Origin of the sequence: Flavobacterium sp. UMI-01, from assembly GCF_019656315.1 — a bacterium.
Classification (GTDB): Bacteria; Bacteroidota; Bacteroidia; order Flavobacteriales; family Flavobacteriaceae; genus Flavobacterium.
In genome coordinates this window covers 233236-249909 of the sequence record NZ_BPLU01000008.1, presented here as the reverse complement: position 1 = coordinate 249909, position 16674 = coordinate 233236, and the positions used below count along the sequence as shown (strand labels likewise).

At 33.4% G+C, this 16674-nt stretch carries 28 protein-coding genes and 2 tRNA genes; all 30 read right to left on the bottom strand.

The window, feature by feature from the left end; all coding sequences use genetic code 11:
- Position 1: 1 nt before the first annotated feature.
- The 30 genes from K5R64_RS05595 to K5R64_RS05445 all read right to left on the bottom strand — a co-directional run bounded on the left by K5R64_RS05595 (position 2) and on the right by K5R64_RS05445 (position 16673).
- Positions 2-583, bottom strand: coding sequence for a hypothetical protein (locus K5R64_RS05595; RefSeq protein WP_220761676.1), 582 nt, complete (start codon positions 581-583; stop codon positions 2-4).
- A complete protein-coding gene (locus K5R64_RS05590; RefSeq protein ID WP_220761674.1) occupies positions 583-1686 on the bottom strand; it encodes a major capsid protein in 1104 nt (367 codons plus the stop codon). Before K5R64_RS05590 ends, K5R64_RS05595 begins: the two co-directional genes overlap by 1 nt.
- Before the next feature lie 2 nt (positions 1687-1688).
- Complete coding sequence (locus tag K5R64_RS05585; RefSeq protein WP_220761672.1) at positions 1689-2291, bottom strand: hypothetical protein; 603 nt, start codon at positions 2289-2291, stop codon at positions 1689-1691.
- Between the two features lie 12 nt (positions 2292-2303).
- Positions 2304-2942: a hypothetical protein gene (locus tag K5R64_RS05580; RefSeq protein ID WP_220761670.1), complete on the bottom strand. Its 639-nt coding sequence runs from the start codon at positions 2940-2942 to the stop codon at positions 2304-2306.
- A 130-nt stretch (positions 2943-3072) separates the two neighbouring features.
- Positions 3073-3318, bottom strand: coding sequence for a hypothetical protein (locus K5R64_RS05575; protein WP_220761668.1), 246 nt, complete (start codon positions 3316-3318; stop codon positions 3073-3075).
- 4 nt (positions 3319-3322) lie between these two features.
- On the bottom strand, positions 3323-3541 hold the full coding sequence (locus K5R64_RS05570) for a hypothetical protein (RefSeq protein WP_220761666.1): 219 nt from the start codon (positions 3539-3541) through the stop codon (positions 3323-3325).
- Between the two features lie 5 nt (positions 3542-3546).
- Positions 3547-4953 carry a phage portal protein gene (locus K5R64_RS05565; protein WP_220761664.1) on the bottom strand — a complete coding sequence of 469 codons (1407 nt, stop codon included), beginning with the start codon at positions 4951-4953 and terminating at the stop codon, positions 3547-3549.
- A gap of 3 nt (positions 4954-4956) precedes the next feature.
- Positions 4957-5493, bottom strand: coding sequence for a 3'-5' exonuclease (locus tag K5R64_RS05560; RefSeq protein WP_220761662.1), 537 nt, complete (start codon positions 5491-5493; stop codon positions 4957-4959).
- A 15-nt stretch (positions 5494-5508) separates the two neighbouring features.
- The gene (locus K5R64_RS05555) at positions 5509-5892 is read right to left on the bottom strand and encodes a hypothetical protein (RefSeq protein ID WP_220761660.1); all 384 of its coding nucleotides are present in this window, start codon (positions 5890-5892) and stop codon (positions 5509-5511) included.
- A gap of 4 nt (positions 5893-5896) precedes the next feature.
- Positions 5897-6211 carry a hypothetical protein gene (locus K5R64_RS05550; protein ID WP_220761659.1) on the bottom strand — a complete coding sequence of 105 codons (315 nt, stop codon included), beginning with the start codon at positions 6209-6211 and terminating at the stop codon, positions 5897-5899.
- A gap of 17 nt (positions 6212-6228) precedes the next feature.
- Complete coding sequence (gene terL / locus K5R64_RS05545; RefSeq protein ID WP_220761657.1) at positions 6229-7752, bottom strand: phage terminase large subunit; 1524 nt, start codon at positions 7750-7752, stop codon at positions 6229-6231.
- Positions 7753-7758: 6 nt separating this feature from the next.
- Positions 7759-8097, bottom strand: a complete 339-nt coding sequence (locus tag K5R64_RS05540) for a hypothetical protein (RefSeq protein WP_220761655.1) — start codon at positions 8095-8097, stop codon at positions 7759-7761.
- Between the two features lie 6 nt (positions 8098-8103).
- Positions 8104-8325 carry a hypothetical protein gene (locus K5R64_RS05535; RefSeq protein WP_220761654.1) on the bottom strand — a complete coding sequence of 74 codons (222 nt, stop codon included), beginning with the start codon at positions 8323-8325 and terminating at the stop codon, positions 8104-8106.
- 294 nt (positions 8326-8619) lie between these two features.
- A tRNA-Lys gene (locus K5R64_RS05530) sits at positions 8620-8690 on the bottom strand.
- Between the two features lie 69 nt (positions 8691-8759).
- Positions 8760-8856 (bottom strand) — tRNA-OTHER (locus tag K5R64_RS05525).
- Positions 8857-8992: 136 nt separating this feature from the next.
- Entirely contained in the window at positions 8993-9544 is a 552-nt protein-coding gene (locus K5R64_RS05520) for a terminase small subunit (RefSeq protein ID WP_220761653.1), read from the bottom strand.
- Positions 9545-9633: 89 nt separating this feature from the next.
- Positions 9634-10401, bottom strand: coding sequence for a phage antirepressor KilAC domain-containing protein (locus K5R64_RS17145; protein WP_255580305.1), 768 nt, complete (start codon positions 10399-10401; stop codon positions 9634-9636).
- 137 nt (positions 10402-10538) lie between these two features.
- Positions 10539-10901: a hypothetical protein gene (locus K5R64_RS05505; RefSeq protein WP_220761652.1), complete on the bottom strand. Its 363-nt coding sequence runs from the start codon at positions 10899-10901 to the stop codon at positions 10539-10541.
- Positions 10902-10905: 4 nt separating this feature from the next.
- Entirely contained in the window at positions 10906-11103 is a 198-nt protein-coding gene (locus K5R64_RS05500) for a hypothetical protein (RefSeq protein WP_220761651.1), read from the bottom strand.
- 376 nt (positions 11104-11479) lie between these two features.
- A complete protein-coding gene (locus K5R64_RS05495; protein WP_220761650.1) occupies positions 11480-12115 on the bottom strand; it encodes a hypothetical protein in 636 nt (211 codons plus the stop codon).
- 111 nt (positions 12116-12226) lie between these two features.
- A complete protein-coding gene (locus tag K5R64_RS05490; protein WP_220761648.1) occupies positions 12227-12463 on the bottom strand; it encodes a hypothetical protein in 237 nt (78 codons plus the stop codon).
- Positions 12447-13214: an ASCH domain-containing protein gene (locus tag K5R64_RS05485; RefSeq protein ID WP_220761646.1), complete on the bottom strand. Its 768-nt coding sequence runs from the start codon at positions 13212-13214 to the stop codon at positions 12447-12449. Before K5R64_RS05485 ends, K5R64_RS05490 begins: the two co-directional genes overlap by 17 nt.
- A complete protein-coding gene (locus K5R64_RS05480; protein WP_220761645.1) occupies positions 13211-13420 on the bottom strand; it encodes an AP2 domain-containing protein in 210 nt (69 codons plus the stop codon). Before K5R64_RS05480 ends, K5R64_RS05485 begins: the two co-directional genes overlap by 4 nt.
- A 6-nt stretch (positions 13421-13426) precedes the next feature.
- Positions 13427-13906, bottom strand: coding sequence for a hypothetical protein (locus K5R64_RS05475; RefSeq protein WP_220761644.1), 480 nt, complete (start codon positions 13904-13906; stop codon positions 13427-13429).
- Entirely contained in the window at positions 13903-14070 is a 168-nt protein-coding gene (locus tag K5R64_RS05470; protein WP_220761643.1) for a hypothetical protein, read from the bottom strand. Before K5R64_RS05470 ends, K5R64_RS05475 begins: the two co-directional genes overlap by 4 nt.
- Before the next feature lie 2 nt (positions 14071-14072).
- Positions 14073-14450, bottom strand: coding sequence for a hypothetical protein (locus K5R64_RS05465; protein ID WP_220761642.1), 378 nt, complete (start codon positions 14448-14450; stop codon positions 14073-14075).
- Positions 14451-14452: 2 nt separating this feature from the next.
- On the bottom strand, positions 14453-14884 hold the full coding sequence (locus K5R64_RS05460) for a hypothetical protein (RefSeq protein ID WP_220761641.1): 432 nt from the start codon (positions 14882-14884) through the stop codon (positions 14453-14455).
- Positions 14881-15702 carry a hypothetical protein gene (locus tag K5R64_RS05455; protein WP_220761640.1) on the bottom strand — a complete coding sequence of 274 codons (822 nt, stop codon included), beginning with the start codon at positions 15700-15702 and terminating at the stop codon, positions 14881-14883. The genes K5R64_RS05460 and K5R64_RS05455 overlap by 4 nt, the downstream gene beginning before the upstream one ends.
- Positions 15614-16291: a DUF6291 domain-containing protein gene (locus tag K5R64_RS05450; protein WP_220761639.1), complete on the bottom strand. Its 678-nt coding sequence runs from the start codon at positions 16289-16291 to the stop codon at positions 15614-15616. Before K5R64_RS05450 ends, K5R64_RS05455 begins: the two co-directional genes overlap by 89 nt.
- Before the next feature lies 1 nt (position 16292).
- Positions 16293-16673, bottom strand: coding sequence for a hypothetical protein (locus K5R64_RS05445; protein ID WP_220761638.1), 381 nt, complete (start codon positions 16671-16673; stop codon positions 16293-16295).
- Position 16674 lies beyond the last annotated feature (1 nt).

The window sequence follows — 16674 nt, the reverse complement described above, 5'->3', positions numbered from 1 at the left end:
GTTACCAAATTTGTTTAAAAGTGACTGTTTTTTTTATTGGAAATAACTTCTCTGTGGCCATTGTAACTGCTTTATCCAATTTTTGTCCTAATCCATTGGCTACTGTGATTCCAGATTCGTTTTTCCAACCTTCAATTTCTACTTTTAGGGAAGCAACGGCCATTTGAGTGGAGCGTTCTCTAAAGTTTCTTCTTTGAGTTGAAATAAAAAGTTCCAATACACTAATAGCTACAGCGTTTCCTAGTGCATCATCAAATAAAACAGGATTATTAGTTATAACGCTAGAATAATCTTTATTCGAAATACTATTAGGATTCAAGTCAATTATCAAAGTCAAAATTGATCTAGCTGCATTATCTCTAATCTCATATAATTTTGCATTGAAATCATCATCTCCAATAGCTGGATCAGGAAGAGCAGCCAAAATATTTTCAACAGTTACCAATTGGTGAAACGATTGGAAGTTTCGTTTACTTGTACCATTTTGGATGGCTTCATCTAAATTAATAGTGAAGCCACCCTCTTGTGGTTTACCCCAACCAATACGGTTAGCAATTGCTGATATGGCGTTTTCAGAATACATTATCCTTCAAATGATGCTTGAACAACGTTAGTAGTAAGAATGAAGATTCTATCCACATCTACAGATGGGAAAGCGTTCATTTCCATTTCTGTAAACTCAGTCAATGGGTTGTTTTCGGCATACTTTTTAAGTAATGTAGGTCCGAAATCCGCATAAGAAACACTTTCCACTGGATGTAATTTCTCCATTGAAACTGCATTGAACAAAGTACCGATTTTACCCATTGGCATAAATGAAACTGCATTCACATCAAAAGCTTTGTAAAAGGTAGGTTTACCATCTTTCTCAATGTGGGATACATGATTAATGATATCAATCGTTGGTAATTTGTTGGCAGATAAAGCCATATTTACATTATCCAAAGTAATTGCAAATGAAGAGGTTCCTTTTCCGATGTTGAAGAAAGAAGCCAACCATGTTTTTACTTTAGCCGATTTAATAAAATTCAACCACATATCATAAGACATGGTCATCATTCCAAACTGAATTCCTTTAGTTCCCCACGCCCATTGTGTGAAGTTCATAATATCGGTAATAGGATCTGCATTTGCAGCATCCGTCCAAACTACAGGAACTCCTTGTTTTTGGTATGATTTAGCTAATAAATCAATTTCACCATAAATAACCCCATCAGGGTTATTTGTTGCATTTACATTGATTTTTAAAGTTGACATTGCTTGCAAAAGCATAATATCAACCCTCTTATCTCCTGAAACTGCTGCTTCCTGAAGGTCTTTATTCAAAAAAGAAATAAGTGAATCGCTGGTTCCGTTAAGGTTCATTGTTCTTAACATTTCCAGTTGTCTCATTTCGTCCTGAGTCATTTTGAAAGCCTCTTTAATCGCTGGAATTTTACCTTTGTAAAGTTCCAATTTGTTACGGCTTCTTAACGGAGCAGAAGCATCGCTATCTACAATTGATGCAGCAGCTTCAATTCTTTCTCTACCAATAGCAGAATCAAATGTTAATGAAACTTGTGGCAAACCTAAATTTAGGTATTTTCTCCACAATGTTTTTTCCTGTAAGTTTTGCTGAGAAGCATCTAACAAGAATTGCATACTTTGGCTTGAGGCCAATTCTTGAAAATATGAAGGTACTATCATGATTAGTAAGATTTAGAGTAAATGAAATGTTTTAATCCTGACAATGCTTCAATAGCTGCTGACCATGGCACTCTACGAGCGTAAACCGTTCCACGAATTACTACAGATAAAGAAATATTAGAGCTCACGATGATTTCGTCGTAAGTCAACCCATTTATTGCAGGCAAAGCTGATGCAGTTGCACCTTCAGCTGTGGAAGCAAATAATAAATCGCCAGCGGTAACCGCTCCGATTGTAGTTCCTACGGTCAATACGTCATAACCAGAATTTGATGTATCAATAGCTGTAATTGCATAGGCTTTTCCTCCTACTGCTCCACTGGCTAAATAATCTCCTACGATTAAACTATGACCTTTTAACACTTGGTAGTTTACTGCATTTGATGCTGCATTTGCATGCGCTGTGGCATTGTGCAAAATGCTTGCTACACGTGTTGTTTCGTCATATACAACTGGAGTACCTGCTGGAATTGTAGCTCCTGCGGTTAATCCAGTAGTATTTAATAGACATCCTCCTTGTAACAATTGAATGTCCTTGGATGTTCCCTGATAGACAGGGATTCCAGACTTCGTTGGTGTTTGGGTAATTCCCATTCCTCCACTCATGTGATGTGATTTTTAGTTAGTACTATTTTTTAATTTTTCGGCAAAGGCCTTCACCTCTGCAGGAACTTCATTTTTTATAGGATTTGGTTTTTGGTTACCACCTCCTGGAATGTCAAGCCCTAGATTACTCAATTTATTTGCTTCGGCAAAAGTTGTATAATCTGTTTTTAGTTCTTGAACTGCTGTGTCAAACTCCTCCTCTGTTTTTGGAATTCTGCCTTTAAACATAAATTCAGGAATTCCTTTTAAGTCTGGATTAGATTTGAATCGTTCCTCTAAGGTTTTTTGTTGGTTTTGAGTTTGAAAAACTTCTAATTTTTCAGATAAATCCTGATTTTGTTTTAATAATGCTTTAGCCCATTCAGGCGCATCATTATCAAGAATTACAGTATCATCTTTTTTAGATAGATCTTTACCCTCCTTATTTTTTTCGTTAGCTATTTTAACCGCTTCCGTGACACGTCTATCTGCTTCTGCTGATGCTTCTAAAACTATATCTTCACGATCATTGATGTATTCATCAATATCCGCATCCGTTTCGATTTTAGCCGCCCATTTAGTTGCTAGATTATCCTTTAAAGTTTTACTAAGTGACTTACCCTTGAATTTGGTTTCAATTGCTGTCAACACTAACCCTTTTTCTACTGCCATAATGAATATTTTTTAATTAACTGTTAATTAGTAACAAATGTAATAAAAATTATTCTTATTTAGTCTAAATAAAAATAAAGCAAATTTAAATTAAAAAACCACTCGGTGAGGAGTGGTTTAGTTTATGATTTTAAATATTAAACCTTTTTCTAAAATTGTTTTTTGGTTTGCTAATAAACTTGCTTGGTTCTGGTACTAAGGGTATTTTAGGTTTATAATTCCCATACATAGATCTATGAGAAGAGGTTTTTAATTTTTTTTTTTGACTTACATTATCATTAAGAACAATATCAATACACTTTTTTCGTCCTATTGCTTCAGCTATTGCGATTCCTACAGAGGAACAAAAGCTACCAATAATTAATACTTTTTTCATGAGTTTACCATTCTATAACTAAACAATCTTCATTTGCAAAACCTTTACCATGACTTAACTTGAATCCCATTGCGATTAACTCTAATTGAACCTCTGGTGATACATAATCAAAATGTGGTATAAAATGTTTGCAAATACTAGGGTTTGCTTTATTATTTGATTGTATATTATCAAAAATTTCTTTAGCCGTTCTGCTTATTTTTTTTAAATCGCTTGCTTTCATAATTTTTATTTTATTGGTTCTTTAATTTCAGTTTCTGCTTTAATTTCTTCATAGGTCTTATCTACATCATCAGTAGCACCAAATTCTCCGATACTATCTTTTTGAGACATCAAAGGTTTGTTTCCATTAGCTTTCATAAGCATATCCACCTTTTCAACCCTATCATCAATTTTGAATAATTCAAATTCAGGTGTGATATCTAAATCTTGAGCCCCTTTGCAATCTGGATACAATTCGCTTACAGCACTTACCAAGAAATTACAACGTCTTTGAATTCCTTCACCATAAACACCGTTTTGCATGTCCTTAGCTTTAAGGTGTGCATCAATCATAATTCTTTCAAAGGCGACACCAGATACAGCCCCTAAACCTTTCATTTGCTCGAATGAAATATTAGGTGTTTGCGTACAGGTGTAAATGTAATCCTCTAGCTTAGCTGCTTCTAGTTTGATGCTTTCTGGAGCATGATCCCAACTCACATATTTTAAATCGGCATTTTCAGATAGTTCAACTACTTTTCCACTCTCACCTTTTGAACTAAAGCCTTTTATTTCACCTAAAGCTGCAAGAATAGGAGAACCGTTATAATCATTAGTATCTCCAAAATTAGATATTAGGTTTTCCAACCTTTCAATAATAGGTTGTACATCGGTCCAAATGGCTTCTTTCGTTGAGTAGTAAACCACTGGTATTTTGCCATACATCAATGGAACTGGATTTACAACGCCATCACCAGAGGCCAATACCCAATTACCATTTACGGCTTCGTATTTAAATAATTTATCTCTTGTATAGACATCAAGGTTTTCTATTTTTTCTTGATTTTTTTCGGTTTTGTATCCTAAACCAAAGGCAATCATATCCCTGTTGTTATCAAATATGGGAATCAAATCATAACCATCACTAGGTTTGTAAATGTTGCATTTGATTTCGAATTCTTTGTCGCTAATTTTTCGGGTGTACCAAATCTCAGCACATTCGGTTTCTGAATAAATTGCTTTTCCTATTTCTGAGTTTTTGTAGTAGCATTTATTCTTTTTCCAAATTTCTTTGAATCGTTCCAATGCTTTTTCTTGAGCAGTTCCTTCAGGTTTACTTTTGAACGACACTCCTCCACTAGTTAAGAATGCAGTTGACCTAATGGTAATTAATTTTTGCATTGGAATAGCAATTCTATTTACTTTTTCAATGGTTGGAATCATAACCGGTGTACCATCTTCTCTTATAGCTCCTGATGGGTCTGGTATCAAGATGTTTTTATCCTTCCGATAGGTTTTATTATTGACTTTGTGTTTTTGAGGATTATACTCATCAAATAATTTTTTGTCGAAAGTGGAGTTATGTTCTTTCTTGATTGCTGGTATTAATTCAACTGGATTTAATAGATTCTCGGTTAAAAACTGTGCGTCCATGTGTTAGTTATTTAAGATTACAAAAAGTTTTAAAGTAGCTTTGGTGTCTCCAAAAGCGGTATGTGCATCATCATTGATGATTCCGAAATGCTCACATAGGGCTTCGAGCTTGTACGATGGTAGTTTGTGTTTTGATTTAGCCATCAGCATAGTATCTAGTTTGGCTAATAAATCGATACCGAAATTGGCAAATCGATTGAGTAAATAATCAACTCTAGGAATATCAAATGCATTCGAATTGTGTCCTATGACAACTTCAATTCCATGAGTGATGATGAAGTTTTTTAAGTTTTGCATCGCTTCGACAACCTCAACACCTTCCTCGATTAATCTATCAACTGTAAGGCCGTTGATAGCCATTGCATCGTCTTTATAAGAAACGAGTTCATCAGAGCCATCTTCTCTAGTGTATGGTTTTATGAATGTATGGAAAGTATCCACTATTTCATTATCTTGATTGACTGCCAATAAGCAAATTTCACAAACTCCATTTTTGGTAATGGAAAAACCGCCTGTTTCAATATCTAATATTCCTTTCATGATCTATATTTTTAATTAAATTAATTTTATCCAGCCTAATGCAATTAAATCTTTTATTGAGTATTTCATAAAAGGCATAGCGTAACCTTTTCCTCTGAAAAAATCAGCAAAATCAACAGAAAAACAGGTTTCACTGTTATAAGAATTTCTAAATCTTTTTATAAAATTACCTTTATCTTTTCTAAACAAATCTTGATAGTCCATCCACTCCAGAATATCATTATCGGTAACATTTTCAATTGACTTTAACTCTAAATGTCTTTTTTCTACACCTTGAGCAATCGCATCGTTTACGCTCCATTTTAGAATAGAAACATTTGATGGGTATTTAGCTATTTCTTGCCCCCAATATTGAGCAAAAAACCTGCTCTTAACATCTTGTTCGTTAGATTTTTCCATTTTTTTAAAATTGTGTTACGTTAAAATTCCTTTCCAAAATCTTGATTACGTTTTTCTTATTCAAAGCAGATATGTAAATACAATTAGGCTTCTTTGTGATTTTACACTTTTTAGCTGTTAGATTTCCTTTGGCAGCATCTTCAAAGCTTATCGCTGGCAATGCATCAAACACCGCTTTTTCGATAGTGTTTGTTTCTAGGTTTACTTCGAATAAAGTGTGGTTTTTTCTAGGCCTAACGCTTCCTAAAAATTCCTTTTGATTGTGATGTGCTTCTTGCTTCACTTCTTCGATACGGTCTTTATGAATTTTTTCTTCCATAATTTTAAAATAATTAGTTATCTAAACACTCCAGCCCATGCAGGAGTTCCTGTTGTTAATTTATCTTCTCCGAAATATTCTACTACACCGGTTAAACAATCCTCAGCATCATCACTACTGTTTTTACCTGATTTTAAATAATTGGTAACGTGCTTATAAAAATGTGGCCACCTTGTTTTCCAATCTACAGGCATATATACCAGGTTATTTACTTTGGCAGAATTGTTAAAAATTCGGACCTCTTTATTGTCTCCTTGATGAAAGGTTTTAAATGTTGTAAGGTGGTTTTTTAATATTCGGGTTTGTTTTTCTACTTCAGTAGCGAATCCTTCTCCTCCATTATTTGATTCTACACGACAAATATTTACTTTAAATTTAGCCTGCTGCATTGCTGTCATGGGTTGAGTATCCCTCATTGGTAGGTTCGTATAAAGTACATCCAATACATAACATCCATGCTCTAGTTCATCATAGACTATAGAGCATAAATTGTCTTTCCCTTTGTCCGCTACGTCTATATATGCTTTTCTGATGGTTTTGGCAGTTGCAGGAATATGAGTGTAGGTTTTGAATGTATCATACATCAATCCTTCTTTTGGCTGTGGGTTCTGCATGTACTGCGTTCCAAACACATGTTTATTAGTGTCTTCCATTTTTCGAAGTTCTTCCAATGAATGTTTGAATTCCCACAGCGCATATTCGTTACCGTTTTCATCTTCTTGAATTACTGGAATGCTTAACAAAAACCATTTTGATAAATCGGATTTGGCTTCTTCTAAATCGGTTGTAAAACCGTCACTCTCCATAACATAACCAGATAAATCATTGGGATGGGTTCTTTGACCCATGATGATAATAGGGGTTTTTCTACTGTTGACACGGTTTTTGATTGTTGAATCATAACGAGCATTGATTCTTTCTCTTTTGGTTTCACTCTCAGCATCCTCTGGCTTAATTGGATCATCAATAATTAGAGCCCCTGCAAACTCTTCTTTGGTTTCAATGAAATCTAAATCTAGTTCCTCATTATCATCCTCATTTTCTTTATCAACGGCTCCAGCTCCAAAACCTGTAACCTGTCCAGCAGTTGATGTAGCATATACACCACCACCTGCAGTTGTGTACCATTTCTTTTTAGAGTCTGATCCTTTTTTTATTTCGACATCAGGAAATAGCATTCTGTATTTTTCCAGTTTCAAAATATCCTTAACTGCTTCGGAGTTATCCAAGGCTAAACTATCGGAGAAAGAAAGATGAATGTATCTTGATGCTGGATTAAGCGCTAATGCGTGGCTAATGAAGTTTTTTACTGCTAATTCTGTTTTAGAATATCGAGGAGCGATATTGATGATTACTTTTACTAGGTTCCCTGTCAATACTTGTTCCAGAACATTACATACTTGCTCATGATGGGAATTGACAACAAACTTTCTTTTGTATTGCTCCATGAAGAAGTACCGTGTATGAAATAGAATGCTTTTCAAACACTTTACTTTGGCTACTTTTAGCTTTTTGGCTTCATTTACTGCAATAGCTTCCATTTGTTATTAATTCCAGCTGCTTGAAAAATCAGCAATACCTGTTTCTTTTAGAAAAGCAAAAACATTGTAACAAGTAGCTTGAGAGATATTTATTTTTTTGGCTTCTACTGCCAGTTTTTGAGGTGTTGTCAAGTTTTTTGATATAATCAAATCAATAAGCATTTCACGCTCTATCGTTTTTCTATGATTGCGGGTTTTAATGTAATCGTGATACTTTTGCTTTAAAGTTGATAAATCAACTACTGAATTTTCAGCATAATCTAAAACTGCATACCCAATAAGTACTGGATCAATTGTTTCCTTACCATCCAAGAATATACGTCCGTTATCAATTTCAATTTTCATAGGTAATTAAGAGTTTAGATTTTCAATAATTTCTTTGGCAATTTTTACCTCTCTATCTAGGTAGTTTTTATCCTCTATGTATTCTTCACCAAATTTTTTAATTTGATACACTATTCGTTGGACACTTTCAACTGTTGCTCTTTTTAAAAGTATTTTTTCTAAGAAAGGACTTGAGGTGACTAGATTTTTGAAAGTTTCTGTGTTTTGGATTTGATTGGTTGTAATCATGAGATTATTTTATTTGTCTCCACCGTAGGAGCAATGTTGACTCAGGTATTGATTTTACTGGATTCTTTAAAATTTATAATAAAAGCCATTCACATCTGATTTTTTATAGATTAGAATTCAAAAACACTTCCTCTAATCAACGCTATACGACTCAGATTTTCTACGTTCTATTGATAATGTACCCGACAAAATCCCATTAATTCACGTATCACGTAATGATTTAACGAGCTTTTCCAACCCGAATGGTTCCATGTGGGTGGCTTATCACCCTTGAATGGCTTTTATTTTGTTCTTTGGTGTGATTAAGGATTCGAACCTCATCTGCTGCTTAAAAGGCAACCGCATTACCAATTATGCTATCTCACTTTTGCTGAATTTTAAAATGACGCCTATTGAAACTCCTTCAGCTATGTTTTCGATCTTCGTGGTTGTTGTGGAGAAGAACGGATTCGAACCGCTGACCTCTAGCTTTTTCCATTACGATACTAACTCTTGCTCTAACCATTGGATTACTCCCTGAGCTACTTCCCCATTTAAAAAGCCAATCATTAACTGACTGGCTTCTTTGTTTAAACTCAAATAATACTATTTCATGGCTAAATGATTTTAGATAATTCAAATATAATAAAAAATGTAGCATATTATACTACATTCTAAATAAAAAAATTTACACCTCGTTTTCTAGTTCATCGGAAATTTGTTTTATTTCTTCTTTTGATACCGAAACCTTTACGATAGTTTCTTTCTGTCTATTGTCTTTCTCATACCCTCCTAAATGCTTCATTAGTTTTTCAACTACATTGAGCTTGTCAAATATCTTTACTTTCTTAGATTGGCCAATAACTTTGTTTTTAGAAAATATCTCATCTGTATGCAATTCAGATATCATTAAGCGAGCTTTTTTAGGGATTTGGTGAATGTTTTTCAATTTACCATCTTCATCATACAATTCAGCTACATCAAATTGAAGCATATCAGCAAGACCGTTTACGATTTCATCTATGGTAATATCGTTTCGTTTTTTCAATTCATCCTGTAATACCTCTATCCTTGCCGTAACCAAGCCGTTATTAAACAATTCCTGTGCTTTACGATGAATGGTGTTTGCTTTCATTCTTTCGGCAGAATAAGCCTCACGATAGGCCGCTGATTTATCTCCAAGCTTTATATATGCTTGACAAAACTTTTCTTGCTTTATGGTTAAGTTATTTGATTTCATAATTTAGAAATATCATCACACAAAAGTAACACATTATACTACATAATTAGTAATAATTTAAAAACCACTCGCTTAGGAGTGGTTTTAATTTACATTGCTTTTTTAAAGTTTATATTATCGTGAATAAACAATCGCCCCTTCTCAGTCCATACCGTATTCATAGCGGTTTGAGTATTACCATGACTATCTGTAAAGGTGTGCGTCTTGGTTTTCGTATAACCTTTGTCTTGATATTTAGCGTATAACAACCAAGTGTTTGATTGTTTGTACTGGATTCCAAGGCTTTTTAACTCGTTATTCAAACCAATGGCACTCATGCCTAATTCCTTGGCAATTTGATTAGTGGTGTAAGTAGATTTACTTTGTAAAACTTCGTCAACATAAAGGACTTTTGGAGCAGCTATTTTAAGTTGTTCATCTTGTAGCTGATTTTGTTGCATTAATCGCTCCTTTTCTTCTCGCTCTTGTTTGAGCTTGTTTAATAATCCAATAGCAAAATCAGGATCATCAATCATGTTTTCGATTGTAGGAGCTGTAGCATACATTCCGTTTTTCCGGATTGATGGTAAAACTTCAGATGTTATCCATTTTTTAAAGGCTTTTGCTTCTGGCTTATTGCTCCTCAATACCAAAGAATATAAACCACTCTCAGTGATAACATTAACATTTCTGTTTTGACCTGCTACGCATAATTTGCGTATCAGCTTTTCATCATCATCTAAAATTCTTAACGCGTCACTTGCTGAAGAATATTCTAAAACTTCACACACATCTTTTGCAACGAACATTGGTTCATTATTTTCAGCAACCACTACTCGTACTTCATGATTGCCAAAATTGAAAACTTCATTTTTCATAATACGTAATTAAAAATTAAAAAATTGATAATTACAAGCCGTAAGAGAAACTGATATGCATGGTAAGAACTTGGGAATTCTTACATTCGTATTGCAATTGGGAGCGCAATACGGTGCAAAAATATAACTATTTTCCATTAGACAGCGATTTTATATGATGAATTATACTTTTTGATAGCGATTGACCATTTAGCAAATATAATATCCGCTAATTCTCTGACTTCTAGGTCTGATTCTTTCATTTGTTTTGCATTATTACCATACACAAAATCATTAAAAATATTTTCTAGAATGTTATCCAGGTTTTCATCTTTTATTTTTAATACCGTAATGGCATTACATATACCATGATAATGTACTTCGGGTTCAAACTCTTGTTCTGTTACTTTGGGATTGAAAGCATTAAGAATATCCATCATTCTATTGCTGATTCTAGCAAATAATATTGCATCCATTAGAATAGGCACTACTACACATCTCTTTTTCTCTAACTTTTTCATGGTGCTATTGATTAAAAGGTTGAGAAAATAATTCATTAAATAAAGCATCCATTGACTGTTGAGCTCTAGGTGATAAATCAGAGCGTTTGATGTACACGTGAGTATGAATCTCTCTTGGTCCAGTTTGACCAAATAAAAGGTTTTTGATTCTTTGTATCAAGCTACTGTTGTTCGCTTTAATACCATTTCGATTGTTTTGCATTGTATTATGGTTTTAAAATTACACAATAAAAAAAGCCATCCAGCTTTCCCGTTGCAAAACAATCTTTCTCAAGGTTATTTAATAGTACCATTACGACACTATTGCGGGGGTCTGAACGGCTCGATCTTCAATATTGTAAATCTTGCTCGTAGGCATAAAAAAACGCCTTAACCGATATTTTGGTTAGGCGGTGACGCTTAACCTTGAGTATTATAATTGTTTTGCATTTCAAATATACAACAATTTTATTACTTCACAATACCGGTAATTAAAAAAAAGAACTTAAAGGAACAAATTTACTTCATTTGTAACATATAATGCTACATTTTTATAGGTTTTTGATAAATTTAGAACGAGTTTAAATTAAATCCCTAGTTTAAAATGCTCTAGTTGCTCTTATTCTCACGTCGTAATTTATTACGGAATTATATTTTAAAAATACAGTTGGAGTTTTATTTGAACGAATCATCCACACATTTTCATAATCATAATTTGAAGAAGTCCAATATCCTGTAACTGCTCCAAAGTATACATTTGGCTTATCTTTAAGTACATTAATCATCATTAACATTTCATCTTTTGACGGTAAAAACCAATCAGAATAATTATTTAAAACTAAATTATCACAATAATCAGCAGCGGTATTAGTACTTATATAATAATTTGTTATTGCATTTGTATTAGATAATCCAGAACCTATTATTGTATTATTAGCTGCTGCAATATCAGCTGAACCACCCCAATTAACAGCATTTGAATTGTCTTGCCAATGTGCCACAAGACCAGTTCCATTTGATGTATTAAGGTAATAAATTAATCCCCCTTTATATGTTTTACCATATAAAGAATCTATAATAATTCCGTTGTTATAAATTGATAATGGAGATTCATTCTCATTTAATCTTTGTTGTACTGATTTATATTTGGCATCTATTACAATATCTTTATCATCACTAGATGATGAACATCCAAATAAAATGATTGCTATAAGTAGTAATATAATTTTTTTCATAATATAAATTTTAGTTGAAACGTATCAAATGTACGAAAAATAATCTTTTAAAAATTTACTCATAAATCGTTAAGCAATATTGGGTTGACAATTTGGAAGTATCAAGGGATTTCAAAACAAACTCAATTGTTTATCTTTTTTGACCTTTGGCAGAATGTATTCCCATAAATGAGGATGCATTTGCATATACTTGACCATGTACTCATACCCTTCTCCTGATAATATATTTACATCAATAAAATTTTGATGTAACTTAATCAAAGGGGTTTTATCACCATGTGTATGATTAGCATAAATGATGTTGTTTTCTCTACTTAGGAAATAACAATCTTCAACAGGAGGAATCATAACTTTTTATCTCTTTAGTGAGTATCAAATGAAATTTATTATCCTCAGTGATGCATTTTTTTACATACGAATACCCTTTAGCTATTTCCAGACAAACTTTCATGCATGCCATTGTGTTATCAAATTTTTGAGAAAAGCCGTCTCTAATTAGGAATTCAAAATCATTATCTGATTGTTTAACAGTTACAACCTTTCCAAATTCTGAAAGCTTGTCACGATCATTGCATTCTTTTGTTTCTTTAATCATAACTGGAGACATTTCCTCCCAGCATTTAGTACAAAAGTTTTCTTCACTTTCATCTTGTTTCATTTCTTCATAATTGAATTTGCCTTTGCAACCAATACATTCTACGATATCAATATCTGGCTCCCAAAAACTCAATTTTCCTTTTACGTTCAGTATTGGTTTTTCATAAAGTACTGGATTGGACAAAACCCAGTTCCAAATAGTTGTTGGATCTTCTTGACTAAAATCTGTCTTTTCAGCCCAAATACTCGGATGATTGATAACGCAGTCAATGATTTCTACCTCTCCGATAATTGCTGATAATGGAGTAATATCAATCGGTTTTTCTAGTTGTTTTAAAACCTCTCTTTGTTCTCCGTCAAAACACACAGTCATGCCAGAAGCTGAAGCATGAATATAAATTCGACCTCTAAAGTGGGTTTTCCAAGTGCGGTTTTCGATGTCTTTGATTCCATGAGCAATTAAACTTGCCCAGGGCTGTTTTATGGATAGTGCTTTCATCATACTGGTTTTAAAATTTGCAATGGTTTGTTTAATCTAAGAGCAATTATTTTCAAATCTCTTGCTTTAGCAGCTGCCCTTTCCTCTTCGAAATAACCACACTCGTAAGTCACTCTTTTATCAGTAACTGTAGCTTTCCATTTTTGACTTGCTTTGTCCCAGCCTACCCCTTTGTAGCTTGATACTTTGGTTTTAATTTTTTGTGCCATGTTTTATTAAAAATTAGTTCCTATTCTGATATACCCACTACCTACCATGTGATTGGGATAGTCGTAAAATTTCTGATCACTTCGGTAATCGTAAGATGTTCGTAATCCTATGAACGCTTTATCGCTTATCTTAAAATCAATTCCAGCTTCAACTCCTGCGGTGGCGTTGGTCATCGCTCGTTTTATCACACCAAGACGTACACCTGCATAATAGCGTATGTTGTCAAAATAACCACTGGTTAGATTTAATCCAATCCCTCCTATTGCTTCGGTGTAACCGTCTTGAAGTACGGAAAAGTTGGAAATACCTAATCGGGTGTAAATGGTTCCTGAGTATTCAATCTCAGCACCAATGAATAATCCACTTTCTTTGAATGATGCTCGTGGGTCCGTAATAACCGAAAGTGTAAAGTCTTCGGATTTTTTGACTTCTAATCCTTGTGCTGTGAGTAGCACAGGAAAAAGGTATAATAAAATTGCTTTCATGCTGTCTTGTTTTTACTTTTCAGTGCTTTTTCCTTTTGTTTTTTCCAGAAAGAAATAATACTGATCATTACTTCGATTCGTTTTTTGTTCCCTTCTTCTTGTAACTCGATTAAGCGTTTTTCGTGTTCCTGAATTCTAGCTTCTATTTCAGCGAGTGTGGCCATAGTTATTTCTGATTTTTAAGTTCGTTAATGATCTCAAGATTCGAATTGTAAATTGCTTTGTTTTTTGCGGCAATCGATTCAAAATATTTTTGCTGTTGAGCATAAGTCGCTTCCAGTTCTTTCTCTAAAGCTGCATGTCTAATTTTTAAGGCATCAATTTTGTTTAAATAAATAGTTGTTGGTGATCTATGATATTTTTCAATAGCTTCAAATTGCCAAGCTGTTAAATCAGAATCATTAATTTCAGCATTGAAACAATCATCTTTTCCTATAATTTTTTTTGTACTAATGCTATCAATTTTATATTCAAAAACATTATTGTTATTTACATACCATACAGTATCTCTTGGTCTTAAATCTTTGATTGTTTTTTTTGCCATGATTATTTTTTTATAAGTTTTAATAAATCGTTTTCTAAATTCTGGTAGTTTAAAGCGGTGTATCTAAGGACACGCCAGCCGTTTTGTATTGCTAAATTGTATTTGTTGCAATCTTCTGAAAACCCTTTTGCGGTCGTATGACGGCTTTTTTTGGAAAAGATGCCTTCATATTCAATTCCTATTTTTAAATCCAACAGCGCCCAATCAAAACGGTAATTTCGTACTGCATCAAACTTATGCTCGGTTACAAATCCGGTTATTACTTCACTTTGCTTCAAACTCATCAAAACAAACTCGATGGTGTTTTTTTCGATGGATATCTTTTCGACTTTGATTTTTGGCTTTACCTCTGGTGGTTTTTCAGCTCTTGGATCATCTACCTTTAGGCCTTTGGCTCGTAATTTCTGAAGTTCCTGTTCGTTCCAACTCATCATTCAATCTGTTTTTTGAATTCTTCAAAATCCGTTAAATACTCCTTCAGGAAATTAGAAGCCACGATGCTTTTGCATTTATTGGCCACTGAACCAATGATTTTTCCCTTAGCAATCTTACTCCTGGCGTCTTCAATAATTATTTTTGCTGAATGAAAATGCTTTTTTGTAGTTTCGTTTAGCAATTCAACCACATAAATTTGAGCCTGCTGAGCATACAATTCTTTTTTTTGGGCTTTGGAAATATTAATTAATCCATTAGCCTCTAGCTTATCATAAAGCAACCAAGCATCTAAACTCAATCCTGTGGCTTTCAAATCATCAAAAACAATTTTCAATAGTTCCTGATGGTTTTGATTTATTTCTTCTTCTGACATGGTATTTTGTTGGATTAAAAGTTTTTGTTTTTTAAAGTCATACACTCGTAGACTATCGTTTCTAAATTCTTTGAAAGCATTCAACACATCGGCCACAACCAAACAATCCAGCATTCTAAAAACTTTCAGGTTTGGGAATTCGCCAGCGACAAACATTTTGAAAGCTTCTTTGATTTCAGGGACGGTTAAACTACCGAACTTGGTTTTTATCAAATCAAAAATCAAAATCATTTGTTTGTCCAGCTGTAACTTTTCCTCTTCGCTTGAAACCTTGATGTTTAAGATTGTGATTAAGAAATTTAACAATCCGTTGATTTCCTGCTTTGAGTCGATCGTTTTTACTTTCGGGTAATCTTCATTCAGTATCGCTAGAGTAGGTCTCGATAACTCTGTCAACGCTAAACTCGTAGGCTGTTTTTGTTGGATTTGAATTTTGTTGTCCATTTTGAATTTTATTTTTAGAATTATCTTTTTCCCTAGATTCCCAACCCCCTACTGCCTTTTTCCAATCTTTCATTTTGTTTTTACCAACCATCCAGTTTTTGGATTCATAAAAATTCCAAAAGGATGTTGCATTTACTCCGTATTTTTTTTCAACAATAAAAGTTTGAACTTCCAAAAGAGAGGGTGGGGAAAATCTTTTATTTTCCCTCTCTTTATTTATTACATTACCATTTACATTTACATTAACACTTACATTATCATTTACATTAACAGTTGATTTTGTTGCGGTTTGTTCAACACTTTCAACATGTGTTGATTTTGTTGCATTTTGTTTTTTTATTTCAGCACTTTTTTTGCCCGCTAAAGACCGTTTTTCCTTTATTACATCCCACTTAGCAAGATTTCGTTGTAGTTGTAGTCGGATGGGTTCAAATGCTATTTTCAACAGCAAATCTTCAATATCAACCTCAACATCATTAACATATTTTAGGATAATTTTGAATAATTTACCTGCAATTTCATCTGGTAAATGGTCCACAACTTTAAGTAAGTCGGTGTATAAAACGAATGATTTTTTATCTTCTGCCATATTATTTTCCTTCTAATACTTGGTTAATTTGCTCTAATCTTTTTTCAAGATTGCGCTTTCTAATCTTGAGTTCCTCTATTAAATTTGAATCATCGATATACACATTAGTTTCTGCATAATCTTCAAAAGCTTTGATGCAGGATAAAAATTTAGGTCTAAAGTTTTTATCGTTTTTATAGTGCTTGAAAAGTTCTCTGTAGTAAAAAATAGTGCAGTGCGTTTTATTCAGTGATTTTGCTATTTCTGTTAGGGTATAACCAAGATTAAGAGCGATTATGGAAACTACTATTCGAGCATCTACCAACGTATTTGTACGTCTAAAATCATTTAAATCTACTGACAGGGTAACCTCAACAACACTTATTATTTCCTCTATTTTCATA